The sequence below is a fragment of the Kitasatospora sp. NPDC030952 genome (genome assembly GCF_055571335.1).
This window is the reverse complement of the sequence record NZ_JBVIFM010000024.1, coordinates 20390-37632: the sequence shown is the minus strand read 5'-3', so window position 1 is coordinate 37632 and position 17243 is coordinate 20390. Positions and strand designations below refer to the sequence as shown.

Genomic DNA, 17243 nt, shown 5'->3' with positions numbered 1-17243 from the left:
CGACGCGAATTGTCAGACACGCCCTAGGAGGAGACGACGGGCCGGGGCCGGGCGGTTCAGACGACCGGCTCGCCGACCGTCCGCCGCGGGTGTTCCGCCGGGTCGGACCAGGCCGGCGGCGTCCTGGTGTCCGGGCCGTCGAGGACCAGCACGTCGAACGGCGCGTAGTCGTCCCCCTGCTCCCGGGCGGTGAAGCCGGCCGCGGTCAGGATCGCGATCACCGCCGCGGCCATCGCGGTGTGGATCCCGTCGGCCTGCCGGGCCGCCCCGGTCGGCTCCCCGTCCCGCCCCGGGTCCGCCGCCCGGCTCCGCAGCCGGGGGCTGGTGTGCCAGCTCACCAGCACCTCCGGCTCCTCGCCGAAGTGCTGGTTCCAGGTGCTCACCCGGACCTCCGCGCCGACGGCCAGCGCCGTGTCCAGGCCCGGGGCCACCACCGGCAGCCCGGCGGCGGCGAGTTCGTCGCGGACCCGCTGGGCCAGCCGCTCGAACCGGGCGTTCACGTGTCTCCCGTGAGTCTCGTCCATGCCCGCACGCTACCGGGACGCGCCGATCCCCCGCAGGCGAGCTCCCCTCGGACCGCACCCCGGCCCGCTCCCCGTCCACGGCGGGCCCACCGTCGGCGAACGCCCACCCCGGGGCCGCACACGCGTGCGCACCGCACCATCCCCTCGACCGCCACACCGAACCGGCCCCGCCGCACCGCCCCGCACCGCCGGCAGCGCCAGCACCGCACCGCCGCCCGCCCCGCCCCGCCACACCGCTCCGCCCCCGCAGGCAACCATCCCGCACCCCTACGGACTCTCTATCCACGGCGGCCCCACCGACGACCGACGTCCGGGCACGGGCAGGACATGTGTGCGCACTACACTTCTCCACCCCGCAGGCCGCCGACGGTTCTCGGGTGCGGCGAGGTGGGAGTACTGGTGCGGATTCGGCTGCTCGGGCCGGTGGAGTTGCAGGTCGCGACCGGCGGCCTGGCCACCCTGGCGGGGTCGCAGCGGCGGGCGGTGCTGGCGCTGCCGGCGTTGCGGCTGGGCCAGGTGGTGACCATGGACCAGTTCTGCGAGCTGCTGTGGGGCGAGCGTCCGCCGGCCAGTGCGCGGGCCGCGGTGCAGGGGCACGTCGCGGCGGTGCGCAAGGTGCTGGCCGACTCCCCGTTCGAGTTGCACACCCGGGCCTGCGGCTACCTGTTGAGCGGGCCGGCCGAGGAGGTGGACGCGCTGCGGTTCGCCCGGCTGACCGGGCTGGCCGGGGAGCTCGCCGGGCGCGGGGCCGTCGGGGAGGCGATCGGGCTGCTGGAGGAGGCGCTGCAGCTGTGGCGCGGCGAGGCCCTGGCGGACCTCCCGGACACCCCGCTGCGGGCCGCCGCGGTGGACCACCTGAAGCAGTCCTCCACCGCGGCCCTGCTCCGCTGGGCCGAGCTGCGGCTGCGGCAGGGCACGGGGGCGGCGGCGGTGGCGGTGCTGGAGCAGAACGTGCGGCGGGACGGGCTGCGCGAGGAGCTGGTGGCGCTGCTGATGCGCTGCCTGCACCAGGCCGGGCGGCCGGCGGACGCGCTGAACGCCTTCCACCGGACCAGGCTGCGGCTGGACCGCGAGCTGGGCATCCGCCCCGGACCGGCGCTGCGGGCCGCTTTCGCCGAGGTGCTGGCGGACGACCATCCGGAGGCGGTGCGGGTGGCCGCCGCCCCGGTCCCCGCTCCCCCGGCCGCCGTACCGCTCCACCGGGCCCCGAACCAACTCCCCCGCCGACGCGTCGACGTGATCGGTCGCACGGCCGAGACCCAGTGGCTGGACCGCGCCTGCGCCCCCGACCGGGCCACCGACGGACCGGCCCTGGTGGTCGGCCCGGCCGGCACCGGCAAGAGCGCCCTGGTCACCGCCTGGGCCCACCGGGCCGTCGACCGATTCCCGGACGGCGTGCTGTACGCGGACCTGCGCGGCCTCGACCCGGACGGCCCGGCCGACCCGGGGGCCGTCCTCGGCCGCTTCCTGCGCGCCCTCGGCGTTCCGGAGGACGCCGTCCCCGCCGACCGGGCCGACCGCGCCGCGCGCTACCGCGAGCACACCAGGGGCCGCCGGCTGCTGGTGGTCCTGGACGACGCCGCCGACCCCGACCAGCTGGTCGAGCTGCTGCCCGAGGGCCCGGACTGCGCCGCCGTGGTGACCGCCCGCGGCTCCCTGGAGAAGCTGGTCGCCACCGACGACGCCGCCCTGCTGCGGCTGACCGCGCTGCCCGAGGACGACGCCCTGGCCCTGCTGGCGCACCTGCTGACGCCCGGACGCCTGGCCGCCGATCCGGCGGCGGCCGCCGAACTCGTCCGGCTCTGCGAGCACCTGCCGCTGGCCCTGCGGATCGCCGCCGCCCGGCTGGCCGCCCACCCGAGCTGGACGGTCGCCGAACTGGTCGCCGAACTCGCCGACGAGCAGACCCGCCTGGCCGCCCTGGAGATCGACGGCGGCACCGGTCTGCGGCAGCAACTTCTACTGACGTACCGTCAACTGCCCGTCGAGGCAGCGGAGCTGCACACCCTGCTGGCCGTCCACCCCGGCCGCGCGGTGGACGGCCCGGCCGCCGCCGCACTGCTCGGCACCGACGCCGCGACCGCCCACCGGGCCCTCGGCGACCTGGCCTCCCGCCATCTGCTCACCGGCGCCGCCCCGGGCCGCTACCAGCGCACCGAGCTGGTCCGGCTGTTCGCCGCCGACCTGCTGGCCGAGCGGCCCGCACAGGACCGGGAGCACGCCCGCACCCGTCTGCTGGACCACTACCAGGCCGCGCTGCTGCACTGTGGCGGCCTCCTCGACCCCGGCCAGGAGGACACCCCGGCGCCCGACGAGCCACTCCGGCCCGACCGGCCCGACCGGCCCGACCGGCCCGACCGGCCGTCCCCGCCCGTCCCGCCCGTCCCTTCCGCCGTGGACATCCGCAGCGCGCTCGACTGGTTCCGCGCCGAGGAGCCCGCCGTCCGGGCGCTGATCGAGTCCACCGCCCTCACCCGCCCCGACCGGGCCTGGCGGCTCGCCCTGACCGCCGGTTCGCTCTACTACGGCGCCAGCCGCTTCACCGACTGGCTGGCCCGCGCCGACACCGGTCTGGCCGCGGCCGAGCGCTGCGCCGACCCGGTGGCGGCGGCCTTCCTGCACAACTGCCGGGCGCAGGCACTGGTCGCCCTGGAGCGCCGCCACGAGGCCGCCGAGGCGGCCCGTCGGGGGGTGGCCGCCGCCGAGTCCGCCGAGGGGCCCGCCGCGGCCTCGGCGCGCGTGCGCGCGCTGGCCACCCTGGGGCTGGTCACGGCGATGCTCGGGGACTCCGCCGGGGCCCGGCGGCTGGCGGCGGACGCGACCGCGCTCGCCGTCGAGTCGGGCAACCGGAAGCGGCTGGTCGACGCCCTGGTCCACCAGGGCTGGGTGAGTCTGGCGACCGGCGACCCGGCAGGCGCCCGGCTCCGCTCCCAGGAGGCTCGGGAGCTGCTGCCGCCCCGCCCGGTCACCCAGGTGCACCTGTGGTCGCTGCTGACCGAGGCCCAGTCGCTGCCGCCGACCGTCCGGGACGAGACCGCGGACCTCGCCTGGCACCGGCTGCTGGCCGCCTGCGAGGAGGCGGGGCTGCTCTACCTGCACGCCGTCACCGAGCAGTCCTACGCCGCCCACCTGGTGGCCCGGGGCCGCGCTCCGGAGGTGCGCGCGCGGCTGGCCTCGGCGCTGGAGCGGTTCCGCCGGCACGACCGGTTGGCGGGCCGGCGCAGCGAGTTCACCGCCGGGTTGGAGGCCTCCCTCAGCCTGCGCGCCGACGCCGGGCCGGGCACCGACATCGTGCGGGGCACCGGCACCGGCACCGACGCCGGAGAACCGCACGGCGACCGGCACGGTGCCCCGCACCACGAGGTCCGGACGCTCAGCCCGTGACCGGCGCGTACCCGTGCTCAGCCGCCAGGACCGGCCGCAGCGCCCGGACGGCGTAGAAGTTCCGGGACTTGACCGTCCCCGGCGGCACCCCCAGCTCGACCGAGGCCTCCAGCACCGAACGGTCCTTCAGGTGCAGCTCGACCAGCACCTCCCGGTGGTGCTTCTGCACCCGCCGCAGCGCCAGCGCGATGTCCCGGGCGACCAGCACCTGCTCGTACGGGTCGTCGGCGACCGGCCGGTCCTCCACCGGCTCGCCGATGACCTCCTTGGCCCGGGCGGCGGCCATCCGGTAGTGGTCGATGGCGATCCGCCGGGCGACGGTGAACAGCCAGGGGCGGCTGTGTGCCGGGCCGGCCGCGAGGGCCGCCGGGTTCTGCCAGGCGCGCAGCAGGGTCTCCTGGAGGATGTCCTCGGCCTTGCCGTGGTCGCCGCGGGTGGCCCGCAGCAGGGCGCGCAGCAGGTAGCCGCCGTGCAGCCGGTGGATCTCGGCCAGGGTGTCGGGGTCGAGGGTCGGCCGGGCCGGGGCCGGCTCCGGGGTGGCCGCGGGGTCGGCCGGGGGGCCGGCCGGCGGCTGGGCTACGGACGTGGGCTGAGCGACGGACGGCTTCGACACGCGCTACCTCTCAGGTCGGGCAAGGGCACATGGCAGGGCTTCCGCCGGACATCCCCCGTGGCGGTTCCAGCAGACTGCCGGGCGCCGCCAAGGACCGGCCAACGATCCGCCAACGCCCGCCCGCCGGGCACCCGACCCGTCGACGAGTGCCGCGCTCACTCCCCGTTCAGCGCCCGCACCAACTCCTCCACCCCGTCCTCGCCCCGGTGCTCGATCAGCACCGCGACCCACCCCGCCAGCCGCTCCCGCTCCGCCACCGTCCACCCGGACGCCGACGGGTGCTCGTCCACCACCAGCGCCCGCGCCAGCCCCAGCAGCCCCGGCGTCGGCTCCGGCCGGCACCCCCGCTCCGGCAGCACCACCAGCGCCAACCGCCGGGCGACCGCCGTCACCTCGTCCGCACTGCCCGCCGGCACCGCCAGCCCGGACGGCCCCGGCACCACCGGCGCACCCATCCGCACCAGTGCCGCGACGTACGCCCGCAGCTCCGGCCCGTCCGCTTCCATCCCGTGCTCCCGTCCTGTCCCGTCCCGCTCAACGGGCCCCCCACCGAGCGGGGTTCAGCCCCGCCCTGCGGACGTCACCCGTCAGCACCCACCACATTGTCCTCGTCCACTCCGAAGCCGAGCCTAGCCAGGTGTACCGACAGCGCGGGGCCGGCCGGGGGGCGGGCGCCTCCGGCCGGCCGGAGGTGGTGGTGGGTGCCGCCGATGTGCGGTTCCTCGTCGGGCTGTTCCGCGCCGCCCGCGGAATACGTCAGGGCACGTTCGGCCCTCCGCGCGAAGGCCCGTCCACCCTGGACACCCGGGTGCGGTCGGCCCCGGGGCCCGGTTCACCCGGTAACAATATTGGCCCTGCGCACCCGGGCCGCGTCACCCGCACCGGCGCCGCCGAGTGGCACACGAACGGGGCCTGGCCGAGGCTGGGGCGGAAGTCCCGGTCGCCAGAGGGGTGCGGTGTCGATGTTTGATACGAGCTTTGCGTTCCCGCCCTCCCTGCTGGCCCCGGTGGCCGGCGCCCGCGGCCGGATCGCCGTCGTCGGCGCCGGTGTGGCCGGCCTGGTGAGCGCGTACGAGCTGCAGCGGCGCGGCTTCGACGTCGTCGTCTACGAGCAGGCGAACCGGCCCGGCGGGCGGGTGCGCACCCACCGCTTCTGGGACGGCACCCACGTCGACCTGGGCGCCATGCGCATCCCCGGCAACCACCACTGCGTGCTGCACTACGTCTCCCGGTTCCGCCTGCAGACCCGCCCGTTCGTCAACGCCAACCCGCGCGCCTACTACCATCTGCGCGGCCGGCGGGCGCGGGTGCAGGACGTGGCCTCGCTGTTCCCCGCGTACGCGCTGCGCCCCGCCGAGCGGCAGGCCCCCGGGCCGCTGCTGGACCGGCTGCTCGGCTCGGTGTGGAGCACCTTCACCACCGAGCAGCAGGCCCGCACGCTGGCCGGCCACTGGGACGACCCGGCGCTGGAGCGGGCCGCCTCCGTCTCGCTCTGGCAGTTCGTCCACGAGCACCTGTCCCAGGACGCCTGGGACCTCTTCGGCCACGCCAGCGGCCTCGCCCACTACGAGCAGTCCTCGCTGCTGGAGGTCCTGGTCGACTACTTCGGCCTGTTCCACCGCGGGCAGGTCGAGCTGGTGGACGGCCTGGACGCGCTGATCCGCGCCTTCGTCCACGCCCTGCGCCCCGGCAGCGTCCGGCTGTCCGCCCGGATCGACGAACTCGCCCTCACCCCGGACGGCGTCCGGCTCCGCGGCACCCGGCTCGGCGCCCCGCTGCACGACCACGCCGACTACGTGGTGTGCTGCGTCCCGGCGCCCGCCCTGGACCGGATCACCGTCAGCCCCGGCCTGCCCCACCCGCAGCGGCACGCCGTGCGCGGCATCAGCTACGCCAGCAGCACCAAGACCGTGCTGCACCTGACCCGGCGCCGGTGGGAGCTGGAGGACGGCATCCACGGCGGCGGGAGCTTCACCGACCTGCCGATCCAGCAGTGCTGGTACCCCTCGGACAACGCGGTGCTGGCCGAGGACGGCGTCAACGGCAGCCCCGGTCCGCACTGGGCCGTCCGGGACCCGCTGCGCTCGTCCGAACCGACCGCCCTGCTCGGCGCCTACCTGTGGGGCGCCAACGCCCGGCGCTTCACCGCGCTGCCCCCGGCCGACCGGGACGCCCTCGTACTGGACTGCCTGGAGCGGCTGCACCCCGGCATCACCGCGGACGTCGACGACATCCTGCACTGCGACTGGGACGTGCAGACCGGCATGGGCGGCGGCGCCTTCGCCCACCTGACGCCCGGCGAGCACACCCGCTACCTGACCGTGCTCGGCGCCCCGCACCCCGCCGACGACCCGCGGATCTTCTTCGCCGGCGAGCACCTGTCCGGCGCCCACGCCTGGTGCCAGGGCGCCGCCCGGTCCGCCCTGGACGCCGTGGGCGCCCTGCTCGACCGCGCCGGCCACCCCCGGATCGCCACCCGGGTGAGCACCGCGTGACGGACCACGAGCTGACCCGCGCGGACCTGCGCGCCCCGTTCCGCCCGGCCCGCCGCGAACAGGTCGGCATCGAGGTGGAGTGCGGCCTGGTCGACCCGGCCACCGGACTGGCCGCCCGCTACTCCGGGGAGCGCGGTGTGCTGGCCGTCCTGGAGGCGGTGCTGGCCCGGTGGGGCGGTGAGCGGCAGGAGGACACCGGCCGGCTGACCGGGGTGCTGCGCCCGGACGGCAGCCAGATCACCCTGGAGCACGGCGGCCAGCTCGAGTACTCCTCCGCGCCCGCCCCCGGCGTCGGCAAGGCGGTGGACGACCTGCGGGCCGCGCTGGAGCAACTCGCCGAACTGGCCGACCGGTTCGGCCTGGCCCTGCTGCCCGGCGGCTACCTGCCGTTCGACCGCCCGGCGGACATGGAGTGGGTGCCGATGACCAGGGGCGCCCTGATGCGCGAGCACTTCGCCGGGCTGGGCGAGGCGGGCAGCCGGGCCCGCAACATCATGGCGCTGTCGCTGTCCACCCAGGTCACCCTGGACTACCTCTCCCCCGAGGACTTCACCCGCAAGCTGCGCACCCAGGCGGCCGCCGCACCGGTGGTCTCCGCCCTACTGGTCAACTCCCCCCTCCAGGCCGGGCGTTCGGAGGGCCTGCTGTCCCACCGCTGCTGGTCCTGGCTGCGGATGGACCCGCAGCGCAGCGGCGTGCTGCCGCCCGCGCTGCGGCCCGGCGTCACCGTGGACGACGTCATCGACTGGGCCCTGGACATCCCGCTGATCCACTACCGGGACCCGGCCGGCCGCTACCACCCGGCGCCCGACCGCACCTTCGCCGAACTCCTGCGGCACGGCTACCCGGAGGGCGGCAAGCCCACCCCGGCCCACTGGGCCGCCCACCTGAACCAGCTCTGGACCGACACCCGGGTCCGCGGCACCCTCGAACTGCGCGGCGCCGACGGCCCGCCGCACCCCTACTCCGCCGCCGTCCCCGCCCTGTGGACCGGCCTCAGCTACCACCCCGCCTCCCTCGCCGCCGCCTGGGACCTGCTCGGCCACTACACCCTGGCGCAGCACCGCACCGCGCTCGCCGAACTGCCCGTCCAGGGCCTGGCCACCCGCCTCGGCGGCGACCCCGTCCGCCCGCTGGCCGCCGAACTGCTGCGCCTGGCCCGCACCGGACTGTCCGCCCGGGTCGCGGCCGGCCTCGAACCGCCGCACGTCCCCGGCTACCTGGACCCGCTGGACGAGATCGTCGCCACCGGCCGCACCTTCGCCGAGCAGTGCCTGGGGCGCTGGCACGGCGAGTTCGGCCGGGACCCGGCCCGCTACGTCGCCGCCCACCGGGTCTGAGGCCGGCTCGGGCGCGGTCACCAGCAGCCCGTCAGAGGCCCGTCAGTGGCCCGTCAGCAGTTCGTCAATCCGGGTTCACCCGCGGGCCGGAGCGGCGCAAGCTGAGGGACGTACCTGCAGGTCCGCAGGTCCTTCCGGAGGTGATCCGCATGTCCGTCCTCGCTGGGTTCCATTCCGTCGTCCCCGACGTGCGCCACCGGGGACCGGGGCTGCGCGCCGCGTGCGCGCGGGTGCTGGAACGGCTGTCCGCCAGCCCGCTGGACAGCTCCGTGCTGGGGGCGCTGGGCGCACCGCGCTCGACCGCCCGCCCGGCCGGGCCGCACGCCCACCGGCACCCCGTCACCCGCGCGGACGGGACGACCGCCACGGAGGCCGACCGGCACCCCGGCCGCTGAGGCGACCGCCATCAGCAGCCTCGGGCCCGACGCCACGCGAGCGGTCGGGCCCGAGGTCCTTGCCCTCCCGCGTCCGCGACCGATAGACACGACCCCGGCACTGTGCGTGATACCCGGAGGTCCCAGCCATGAGCGTGACGAGTCGGTACCGAAACGCCTGGGAGGGCTTCTGGAGCGAGGCGCCCGAGGAGCCCGGCTCGGTGATCTGGGACGCCGATCCGGCCCGCACCGCGGAGCGCCACCTCGCCCTGTTCAGGCCCTACTTGAGCGAGCCCCGGCTACCCGTCGTCGACCTGGGCTGCGGCAACGGCCGGCAGACCCGCTTCCTCGCCGAGCACTTCCCCCGGGCCGTCGGGGTCGACCTCTCCGAGACCGCCGTCGGGCTGGCCCGGCGCCAGGACCGGTCGCAGCTGGCCGAGTTCGCCCAGCTGGACGCCACCGACCCGGCCGCCGTCCGGGCCCTGCACGAGCGCCTGGGCGATGCCGACGTGTACGTGCGCGGGGTGATCCACCAGAGCGACCCGGCCGACCGCGGCCCGGTCGCCGAGGCCGTCGCGACCCTGCTCGGGTCGCGCGGCCGGGCCTTCGTCGTCGAACTCGCCGAGTCCGCCAAGGCCGTGCTCCAGGGGCTGGCCAAGGATCCGGCCGGGCCGCCCCCGAAGCTGCGCCCGGTCTTCGCCCACGGCCTCGCCCCGGCCGAGGTGGCCGACGCGGCCTTCGACGGGCTGTTCCGCTCGGCCGGCCTGACCGTGCTGGCCTCCGGCGAACTGCCGCTGTCCCTGACCGAGTTCACCCCGGACGGCGAGCGGATCGAGCTGCCGGCCTGGTGGCTGGTGGTCGGCCCGGACGGGCGGGAGCCGGCTCCGCGCTGAACCCGTTGACGCGGCGGCCCCGTTCGAGGAGTGTCGGGTCAAGTCGTCAGAGCCGCACGGGGCAGAGGGAGCCGGTCCATGGGCATCGCACGTCGTGATCTTCTCAGGTGGGGCGTCGGGGCCGGCGGTGCGGCCGCGGTCGGGAGCCTGCTCGGAGTGCCGTCCGCGGCCTGGGCCGCGGGCACCTCGACCACTCCGGGCGGGGTGCCGACGGACGGTTGGATGGGCCGGCTGGACGGGAACCTCTCCCTGCTCGACCTCACCGTCCCCGGCACCCACGACTCCTGCTGCCAGGACCCCCGGTACGGCACCGAGTGGTCGCACACCCAGAACTGGGGCCTGCCCCAGCAGTTGCAGGAGGGCGTGCGCTTCCTCGACATCCGCTGCAACGGCCTGGAGGGGGCGCCCGACGAGCTCGGGATCTACCACTCCGACGCCTACCAGCACCTCCGGCTCCAGGACGTGCTGGACCAGTGCCGGTCCTTCCTCCAGGCGCACCCGGGCGAGACCGTCCTGATGCGGTTGAAGAACGAGCACGCCGGCGGCCAGGCCCTGGACGACGCCGAGTTCCAGCGGCGGGTGAACCACTACCTGGACGACCTGGGCTACCGCGGCCTGTTCCACTTCTACGGCTGGCCCACCCTGGGCGCGGCCCGCGGCAAGGTCGTGCTGCTCGCCGACTTCGCCAACCCGTGGGGCCTGATCGGCTGGTCCAGCGGGCAGAACGACTGGTTCGACACCCAGGACGTCTGGCAGATCGGCGGGCTCGACCCGCTGGGCGAGAAGGGCCGGGACATCGTCGCCCAGTTCGACAAGGCCTTCCTCAACCCGGGCCACCCGAGGATGTTCGTGAACTTCCTCAGCTATGCGGGCGGCTTCTGGCCCAAGACCAGCTCGCAGACCCTGATGGACCGTGCCGTCTACCCGTACCTGAGCGCCCGTACCGGGCAGCGCGCCCGGTTCGGCATCGTGCCGATGGACTTCCCGGACTTCCATGTGAACGTGTTGCAGATGCTGATCGACAAGAACTTCGTCTGACGGGCACCGGAGCGCCCCGGCGGCCGCCGCCCGGCCGCCGGGGCCCGCTCAGGAGCCCGGCGTCGCGGTCGGGGTGGCGGCCACCGGGGTCGGGGCGCCGCTCACCGGGGTCGGGGTGGACGGGACCAGGACGTCCGCCCGGGTGGCCGGGTCGGTGACCAGTCCGGTGCAGCCGTCGCCGTCCGGCTGGTGGCCGCACACCCGCAGGGTGGTGTCGGGCGCGCCGGCGTCCACCATCATCGAGTAGTTGTCGAAGCCCCAGTGGATCAGGGCGGTCTCCTGCCCGCCGATGCCGGTGGTGATGGTGGCGGTGTCCCCGGGGGCACCGTCGGTGATCCCGGCCCAGGCGGCCCGGCAGCGAGGGCTGTAGTGGACGTACAGCACGACCTTGCCGATGTTGCCGGTCAGCAGGGTGCGGTCGTCGGCCTCGCACCCCATGGCCGCCGGGTCCTTGCCGGCGCAGCCGAGGCCCTGGCAGAGCGGGTGCGCCGGCGCGGTCGTGCTCGCCACGGCCTGGGTCGCGGTGGCGGCCGGACGCCCGGCGGTCGCCGCCGCGGCGGCGCTGTCGCCGCCCCGGCCGTGCAGGTAGAGGCCCGCGAGCAGCACGAGCACCGCGACCGCGGCGACGGCGGCGAGGACCAGGGTCGGTGTCCGGCGCCACCCGGCACCACGCACGGTCGCGGGCGCCGCGACGGGGACGGGGACGGGAAGCGGGACAGGCACCGGGACGGCCTTGGCGGCGGCCGCGGGCACGGCGGCCGAGTCGGCGGCCGGTACGGGCAGGGCGGCGGAGTCGGCGGCCGGTACGGGCAGGGCGGCGGGCGCGGCCCCGGTCGGCTCGTTCGCTTCGCGGGCGGCCTCGGCCTGCCGCAGTAGGGAGGTCAGCAGTTCGGCGTCGCAGTCCACCGCGGCGATCAGGCCGTCCAGCGCCTGGGAGGTGATCAGACGCTTGCCGTTGAGCCAGCGTTCCCAGGAGGCCTTGCTGAGGTAGGTCCGCTTGCCGAGTTCGGCGAACGAGATCCGGTGCGCGTCCTTGACCGCTCGCAGCTCCTCGGCCAGACGCCGAGCGGGCTCCGAGAGGTCGTCAGGGAGCGGTTTCCAGGGCTGACTCATCGTGGGGGGGCACCTCTGGCGGGTCGACGGCAGGCATGAACTGATCTTCTTTAGGATGATCAGTTTAATCGCGTTCCGGCTCCCGCCCTCGCCAGTTTCCCATCGCGCCCGCCCGATCGTCTCAACCGTCTCCACTTCGGCGTCTCAACTCCCAGGTCAGTGGCCTGGGGGCGCGGCGCATCGTCTCAGAACCAACGGAGACGGTCGAAGATCGGTGCACGATCGCGCAGAGTTGGCCGCACCGGGTAGCCCCGAGGTCAACGCCGGGTCTGGTCCGGGCAAAGACCTCGTAGCCGTCAGAGCAGACGAGCGCACCCCGGCGCAACGGGATCCATGCACAACAACGGTCATCTCAGAGGAAGTTCGGGGAGAACCTCATGGGCCGCCACCACGCGTCCGAGATCACATCACCGTCACCTGCCGATCAGCTCGCCGACGAGCTGCAGTCGTTGAAGAACCTGTCCGGTCTCACCTATGTCCGGCTCAGCGAGCGCACCCACTACGCGAAGTCCTCGTGGGAGCGCTGGGTGAACGGGAAGCAGTTCCCCCCGCGGGACGCGGTGCTGAGCATCGCGTCCGTCTGCGGGGGCGATGTCGAGCACCTGCTGGAGCTCTGGCACCTCGCCGAGAGCCGCCGCGTCACGTTCCTCACTCCGGGCACCCCCGCGCCCGGTGGCGAGGCGCCCGGCACCGACCCGGCCGACGGGCCCACGGAGGACGGGCCGCTCCAGGGCGGCTCGCCCGAGGGCGGGCCGGGCGAGAAGGGGTCGGCCGACCGCGGGCCGACCGAGGAAGCCCACGCCGAGTGCCCGCACCGCCGGGAGGCGACCCTGCTGAAGGGGTTGGCCCTGGTCTCGCTGGCGCTCGGGGCGGGCGGGGTGCTGGTCGCCACCGGCCGCCGGGGCCTGCGCCGCGAGGTCTGACCGACCGCGGTAGCCGGTACACAGCAGCAGCACGAGAACAAGGACAGCGGCACCGCGCCCCGTGGGGAGGGCGCGGTGCCGCTGTCGTGGGGGCGCTCGCCGTTACGCCACGCCGTCCTGCCACCACCAGAAGCCGGAGCCGTAGTTGGAGTGCTCGATCCGGCTGTCCACGTGCTGCCAGGAGACGGTGTGGGTCTCCAGGCCGGAGAAGCCGCAGGTCTCGGCGATCCGGTAGACGTCGAGCGTCGACAGGCCGGAGACCGCGGTGTCGGCCGCCACGCCGTAGGTGTGCATGGAGTTGCTCGCCCCGCCCACCGAGGCGTTGTACGAGGTGCTGCGGAACCCGGAGTTGATGGTGACCGCGCGGTCACCGGCCTTCTTCCGCAGGGCCTCCAGCTTGTACATGGTGCGGCGGACGTTCTCCTTGACCTCGTCGGCACCGACGTTGCCGCCGCCGAAGCCCGAGCCGTCGTGGCTGGTGAACTCCGACCAGTTGAAGTGGGCGGTGGAACCGTCCGACTTCTCCAGCGAGTTGAGCACGCCGAAGGTCTGCGGGCCGGCCACGCCGTCCGCGCTCAGCCCGTACGCGGCCTGGAACCGGCGCACCGCGGCCGCGGTGCCGGGGCCGAAGGAGCCGTCCACGGACACGTAGGTCTGCGAGGCGGAGTCCGCCGCCCAGCCCGCGACGCGGATCTGCAGCTCGACCACGGCCGAACCGGAGGAACCCTGGCTGAGGTTGCCGGACCAGCCGTAGGCGGCCGCGGGGCGGGCGAACCCGATGTTGGCGACCGCGGCGAGCCCGGCGGCGGCCACGGCGCCGGTGCCGTAGCGCAGGAGGGCGCGGCGGTCGAGGGAAGAGTTGTTCACAACGTGCTCCTTCGAGGAGTCGGCACGGGAAGACGTCGAACAGGGCGGTGCAGGGGGCCCGTCAGGGCCGGCCGGGGCCGGTGAGGGCCGGTCAGTACCAGTTGTGGGACTGCCAGAAGCTCCAGGCCGAGCACGGGTCGCCGTAGCGGCTCGCGATGTAGTCCAGGCCCCACTGGAGCTGGGTGGCCGGGTTGTACTGCCAGTCGGAGCCGGCGCTCGCCATCTTGTCGCCCGGCAGGGACTGCGGGATGCCGTACGCCCCGGACGACGGGTTGGTGGCGTAGACCTTCCAGCCGCTCTCGTGGACGTAGATCTCGTCCAGGCAGCCGAACTGGCCGCTCACGCTCCAGCCGTGGCTCGGGAACTTCCACTGGGCGGTGATCTGCACCGTCCGCGCGACGCCCATCGCGTTCATGGTGGCCGGGCCGGCGATGCCGTCGTTGCTCAGGTTGTGCGCGCGCTGCCAGTTGCTGACGGCGCCGGTCGTGCCGGAGCCGTAGGCGCCGTCCGCGCCCGAGCCGGCCACCCGCTGGACCTCGGCGACCTTGTTGTGCAGGGCGAGTTCGGTGCGGGCGCCGTAGACGCCGTCCTCGTCGAGGCCGTTGTCGTGCTGGAAGCTGCGGACGGCGGCGGTCGTCTGCGGGCCGTAGTTGCCGTCCACGCCGCTGCTCGCCAGGTAGCCGATGCCCACCAGGTTGCGCTGGACCCAGGTGGTGGTGTCGAGCGCCTGAGCCTGCGCGGGCAGCAGGGCCAGTGCGACGAAGGCCAGTACGGCCGCGGCGAGTGCGCGCAGGGCCGAGGTTTTCTTCACGGTCTTCCCATCCCCTCCGGTGCCTGTCGGGTGATCAGGCGGTGCCGCCCACTCTCGGGGGGCGGTCGGCCGTCCCGCCAGGAGATCGGCGGCACCGGGGACGTCCCGGGCACTCCCGGGACGCCGGGGACGGCGGTGCGAGCGGCTCGGGACGGGCCTGGGACGGCCCTGGGACGGGCCTGAGACGGGCTGGGACGGGCTGGGACGGGCTGGGACGGCCCTGCGGGGTGCCGGAAGCGCCGGTGACCGACCCCGCTGTCCGTACGGACGGGGCCGGTCACCGGGGCGGAGGTCAGCCGAGCAGCCGGCTCCAGGTGCGGGCGTCCACCACGCCGTCGGCCGGCAGCCCGGCCGAGGACTGGAAGGACGTCACCCCGGCCTGGGTGCCCGGGCCGAACGCACCGTCCACGCTGACCTGGATGCCGTGCGCCACCAGCTGGCTCTGCACGCCCTGCACCGCGCTGCCCGAGGCGCCGCGGGCCAGCGGCGCCACGGCCTGGCTCCAGGTCTGGTTGCCGGCCACGCCGTCGGCCGAGGCGTGGGTGGTGTTCTGGAAGGCCGTGACGGCGGCCTGGGTGGCGGGCCCGTAGGCGCCGTCCACGGTCAGCGACTGGCCGCGCTGCACCAGCAGGTACTGCAGCGTCTTCACGTTCTCGCCCGAGGCGCCGCTGCTGAGCACCGGCCAGACCGGGCCGGTCGGGTCCCCGCCGATCCGCGCGGCGACGTCCCGGCGGATCTGCGGGATCAGCGCGTAGAGGCGGTCGCCGGGGCACTCGGTGTTGTTGAAGTCCCGATGGCCGTAGACCTGGTAGGCGCGCAGCCCGTACTGCTGGCAGATGTAGGTGATCAGGTCGATCAGCGCGGCGTACTGCTGGCTGCGCGGGTCGACGGTGGAGTAGGTGCCCTCGTTCTCGATGCCGATCGCCACGGTGTTCTGCGCGGTGCAGTGGGCGCCCTCGACGTGCTGGGTGCCGCTGCGCAGGGTGGCCAGGCTGCTGTGCCGGCCCTCCATGATGTAGGCGCCGCGGCTGACAGTGAAGTGCTGACCGGTGTCGATCCAGTGCTCGCTGTCCATCTGGTAGGTCTGCATCGAGCGGGCCAGCGAGAACGCGGCGGCCTGGGAGTAGTCCGTCACGTTGGGCGTCGCGGTGTGGTGGACGATCACCTTGTCCGGCGCCCCCGCCACGAAGTTGAGCGGGCTGCTGGCCGGCCGGGCTCCCCAGGCGCCGGTGTCGGCGATCACCGGCCCGGTGGCGGCACTCGCCACCCCGGTGGTCAGGGCGGAGCCGAGCAGGGCGCCGGTGCCGACGGCGAAGGCGCCGGCCAGGAAGGTGCGGCGGCCGGGGCCGACCGGGGCGGAGGCGGGGTCAACGGCGTTCATACGGGACTACCTGGTCCTTCGGGGAGCTGGCGGCGGCGGATGGACCCCTGCCCCCGGGCCTGCTGACGGCACGGGGGCAGGGGTGGCAGGGGTGGCAGGGGTGCGGCGTTCCGGGGCGGGCGTCCGGTCAGGAGGTGGTGGGCAGCGCGGCCCGGCACTTGCCGTCCCACTGGTCGTCGCCGTAGGCGAGCACCATGTCCCCGGTGAGCGGGCCGACGATGCCGTCGGCGCTCTTGGTGTAGCTGATCAGGGAGTTCTGGAACCAGCGGATCGCGTTGTCGGTGTTCGGGCCCCAGTAGCCGTCTTCCTTGAGCTTCGGGTACCAGCCGCCGCGGGCCTCGATGAACACGTTGATGTCGTGCTGGACGCACTGGACGGCCGTCCAGTTGTTGGCCTGGCCCGGGCCGACGTACCCGGCGTTGGTGTTGGCGCTGGCGGTGCCGGACACGGTCATCAGAGCGGCGGCAGCGGCCGCCACCGCGGCGGCGCGCTTGACCAGGGCGTGGATGGCCATGGGTACTCCTCGAACTCGGCAGGGGTCCGCGCTGCGGCGGACCGGACGGCTGCCACGCTAGGAGCGCCGCGATCCCGTCCACCACGCTTCGCCGTCCCTGCCGCGTCCCACCGCCGTCCCGGGACGGACCCGGGGGGACCCGGACGGCCCCGGACGGCCCCGGCGGGTCAGGCCCGCCGCACCCGGACGCCGGCCTCGGCGATCGCCTGCTCCTGGGCGTCCGGGAGCCCCGCGTCGGTCACCAGGTCGTGGACGTCGGTGAGCGGGCAGATCGAGGCGAAGGTGACCCGGCCGACCTTGGTGCGGTCGGCGAGCACCACGGTGTGGGCGCTGCTGCGCAGGAAGGCCCGGTCGGTCTGGGCCTCCATCTCGTCGTGGGTGGTGCAGCCCTGCTGGACGGTCAGGCCGTCCACGCCGATGAAGGCGAGGTCCAGGTGGTACTGGTCGAGCATCCGCTCGGCGGCCGGACCGACCAGTTCGTAGCTGGCCGAGCGGGCCAGGCCGCCGATCACGACCAGCCGGACCTCGGGGCGGACGATCAGCTCGGCGGCGATGTTGACGGCGTTGGTGACCACGGTGAGGTTGCCGCGCTCGGCCAGCACCCTGGCCAGCTCGGTGGTGGTGGTGCCGCCGGTCAGGCCGACCACCGCGCCGTCCGGCACCAGTTCGGCGGCGGCCCGGGCGATCCGGCGCTTCTCCTCCTGCTGCTGGTCGCCCCGGTGCCGCAGCGGGATCTCCAGGTTGACCGCCCCGGTCACCGCGCCGCCGCGGGTGCGCTGGAGCAGCCCCTGGTCCTGCAGTTCCTGGAGGTCCCGGCGCACGGTCGCGTCCGACACCCCGAGCAGTTCGGAGAGCGTCCGCACGTCCGCGCTCCCCGCCTCGGCGATGTGCGACACGATCCTGGCGGCGCGATCAGCTTTGAGCATGGACGGAGTGTAGTTCAGCCCGGGTAGGCCGCCGGGGGGAGCGCGCC

16 protein-coding genes are annotated in these 17243 nt (G+C 75.0%); 7 read left to right on the top strand and 9 right to left on the bottom strand.

What is annotated here, in order from left to right:
* Positions 1 to 56: 56 nt before the first annotated feature.
* Positions 57 to 524 (bottom strand): hypothetical protein, encoded by a 468-nt coding sequence (locus ACZ47G_RS32045; protein WP_465748724.1) that lies wholly within the window; start codon positions 522 to 524, stop codon positions 57 to 59.
* A gap of 399 nt (positions 525 to 923) precedes the next feature.
* Between ACZ47G_RS32045 and ACZ47G_RS32040 the strand changes: the two genes are divergently transcribed.
* A complete protein-coding gene (locus tag ACZ47G_RS32040; RefSeq protein WP_465748722.1) occupies positions 924 to 3908 on the top strand; it encodes an AfsR/SARP family transcriptional regulator in 2985 nt (994 codons plus the stop codon).
* On the opposite strand, the gene ACZ47G_RS32035 is transcribed toward ACZ47G_RS32040, so the two are convergent.
* Positions 3898 to 4521, bottom strand: a complete 624-nt coding sequence (locus tag ACZ47G_RS32035; RefSeq protein WP_465748720.1) for a sigma-70 family RNA polymerase sigma factor — start codon at positions 4519 to 4521, stop codon at positions 3898 to 3900. The genes ACZ47G_RS32040 and ACZ47G_RS32035 overlap by 11 nt on opposite strands.
* A 155-nt stretch (positions 4522 to 4676) precedes the next feature.
* Positions 4677 to 5027, bottom strand: a complete 351-nt coding sequence (locus ACZ47G_RS32030; RefSeq protein WP_465748719.1) for a hypothetical protein — start codon at positions 5025 to 5027, stop codon at positions 4677 to 4679.
* 456 nt (positions 5028 to 5483) lie between these two features.
* Here ACZ47G_RS32030 and ACZ47G_RS32025 point away from each other — a divergent pair, with 456 nt between their 5' ends.
* The 5 genes from ACZ47G_RS32025 to ACZ47G_RS32005 all read left to right on the top strand — a co-directional run bounded on the left by ACZ47G_RS32025 (position 5484) and on the right by ACZ47G_RS32005 (position 10661).
* Positions 5484 to 7016: a flavin monoamine oxidase family protein gene (locus ACZ47G_RS32025; RefSeq protein ID WP_465748717.1), complete on the top strand. Its 1533-nt coding sequence runs from the start codon at positions 5484 to 5486 to the stop codon at positions 7014 to 7016.
* A complete protein-coding gene (locus ACZ47G_RS32020; protein WP_465748715.1) occupies positions 7013 to 8356 on the top strand; it encodes a glutamate-cysteine ligase family protein in 1344 nt (447 codons plus the stop codon). The genes ACZ47G_RS32025 and ACZ47G_RS32020 overlap by 4 nt, the downstream gene beginning before the upstream one ends.
* A gap of 149 nt (positions 8357 to 8505) precedes the next feature.
* Entirely contained in the window at positions 8506 to 8751 is a 246-nt protein-coding gene (locus ACZ47G_RS32015) for a hypothetical protein (RefSeq protein ID WP_465748713.1), read from the top strand.
* A gap of 128 nt (positions 8752 to 8879) precedes the next feature.
* On the top strand, positions 8880 to 9623 hold the full coding sequence (locus ACZ47G_RS32010) for a class I SAM-dependent methyltransferase (protein ID WP_465748711.1): 744 nt from the start codon (positions 8880 to 8882) through the stop codon (positions 9621 to 9623).
* 78 nt (positions 9624 to 9701) lie between these two features.
* A complete protein-coding gene (locus ACZ47G_RS32005) occupies positions 9702 to 10661 on the top strand; it encodes a phosphatidylinositol-specific phospholipase C (RefSeq protein WP_465748709.1) in 960 nt (319 codons plus the stop codon).
* A 48-nt stretch (positions 10662 to 10709) separates the two neighbouring features.
* Here ACZ47G_RS32005 and ACZ47G_RS32000 read toward each other — a convergent pair whose 3' ends face one another.
* Positions 10710 to 11774, bottom strand: a complete 1065-nt coding sequence (locus ACZ47G_RS32000; protein ID WP_465748707.1) for a DUF2690 domain-containing protein — start codon at positions 11772 to 11774, stop codon at positions 10710 to 10712.
* Between the two features lie 377 nt (positions 11775 to 12151).
* Between ACZ47G_RS32000 and ACZ47G_RS31995 the strand changes: the two genes are divergently transcribed.
* The gene (locus ACZ47G_RS31995; protein ID WP_465748705.1) at positions 12152 to 12697 is read left to right on the top strand and encodes a helix-turn-helix domain-containing protein; all 546 of its coding nucleotides are present in this window, start codon (positions 12152 to 12154) and stop codon (positions 12695 to 12697) included.
* A 102-nt stretch (positions 12698 to 12799) separates the two neighbouring features.
* On the opposite strand, the gene ACZ47G_RS31990 is transcribed toward ACZ47G_RS31995, so the two are convergent.
* The 5 genes from ACZ47G_RS31990 to ACZ47G_RS31970 form a co-directional block, all read right to left on the bottom strand.
* The gene (locus tag ACZ47G_RS31990) at positions 12800 to 13564 is read right to left on the bottom strand and encodes a D-Ala-D-Ala carboxypeptidase family metallohydrolase (RefSeq protein ID WP_465748703.1); all 765 of its coding nucleotides are present in this window, start codon (positions 13562 to 13564) and stop codon (positions 12800 to 12802) included.
* A gap of 91 nt (positions 13565 to 13655) precedes the next feature.
* On the bottom strand, positions 13656 to 14375 hold the full coding sequence (locus ACZ47G_RS31985) for a peptidoglycan-binding domain-containing protein (RefSeq protein ID WP_465748701.1): 720 nt from the start codon (positions 14373 to 14375) through the stop codon (positions 13656 to 13658).
* A gap of 292 nt (positions 14376 to 14667) precedes the next feature.
* Positions 14668 to 15756: a peptidoglycan recognition protein family protein gene (locus ACZ47G_RS31980; protein WP_465748699.1), complete on the bottom strand. Its 1089-nt coding sequence runs from the start codon at positions 15754 to 15756 to the stop codon at positions 14668 to 14670.
* Positions 15757 to 15883: 127 nt separating this feature from the next.
* Positions 15884 to 16270, bottom strand: a complete 387-nt coding sequence (locus tag ACZ47G_RS31975; protein ID WP_465748697.1) for a peptidoglycan-binding domain-containing protein — start codon at positions 16268 to 16270, stop codon at positions 15884 to 15886.
* A gap of 167 nt (positions 16271 to 16437) precedes the next feature.
* Complete coding sequence (locus ACZ47G_RS31970; RefSeq protein ID WP_465748695.1) at positions 16438 to 17196, bottom strand: DeoR/GlpR family DNA-binding transcription regulator; 759 nt, start codon at positions 17194 to 17196, stop codon at positions 16438 to 16440.
* Positions 17197 to 17243 lie beyond the last annotated feature (47 nt).

Bases quoted from the DNA above. Each gene is read 5' to 3' on its own strand.
- ACZ47G_RS32045 (WP_465748724.1), bottom strand. From the start codon at position 524: ATGGACGAGACTCACGGGAGACACGTGAACGCCCGGTTCGAGCGGCTG.
- ACZ47G_RS32030 (WP_465748719.1), bottom strand. From the start codon at position 5,027: ATGGAAGCGGACGGGCCGGAGCTGCGGGCGTACGTCGCGGCACTGGTG.
- ACZ47G_RS32025 (WP_465748717.1), top strand. From the start codon at position 5,484: ATGTTTGATACGAGCTTTGCGTTCCCGCCCTCCCTGCTGGCCCCGGTG.
- ACZ47G_RS32015 (WP_465748713.1), top strand. From the start codon at position 8,506: ATGTCCGTCCTCGCTGGGTTCCATTCCGTCGTCCCCGACGTGCGCCAC.
- ACZ47G_RS32010 (WP_465748711.1), top strand. From the start codon at position 8,880: ATGAGCGTGACGAGTCGGTACCGAAACGCCTGGGAGGGCTTCTGGAGC.
- ACZ47G_RS32005 (WP_465748709.1), top strand. From the start codon at position 9,702: ATGGGCATCGCACGTCGTGATCTTCTCAGGTGGGGCGTCGGGGCCGGC.
- ACZ47G_RS32000 (WP_465748707.1), bottom strand. From the start codon at position 11,774: ATGAGTCAGCCCTGGAAACCGCTCCCTGACGACCTCTCGGAGCCCGCT.
- ACZ47G_RS31995 (WP_465748705.1), top strand. From the start codon at position 12,152: ATGGGCCGCCACCACGCGTCCGAGATCACATCACCGTCACCTGCCGAT.
- ACZ47G_RS31980 (WP_465748699.1), bottom strand. From the start codon at position 15,756: ATGAACGCCGTTGACCCCGCCTCCGCCCCGGTCGGCCCCGGCCGCCGC.
- ACZ47G_RS31975 (WP_465748697.1), bottom strand. From the start codon at position 16,270: ATGGCCATCCACGCCCTGGTCAAGCGCGCCGCCGCGGTGGCGGCCGCT.
- ACZ47G_RS31970 (WP_465748695.1), bottom strand. From the start codon at position 17,196: ATGCTCAAAGCTGATCGCGCCGCCAGGATCGTGTCGCACATCGCCGAG.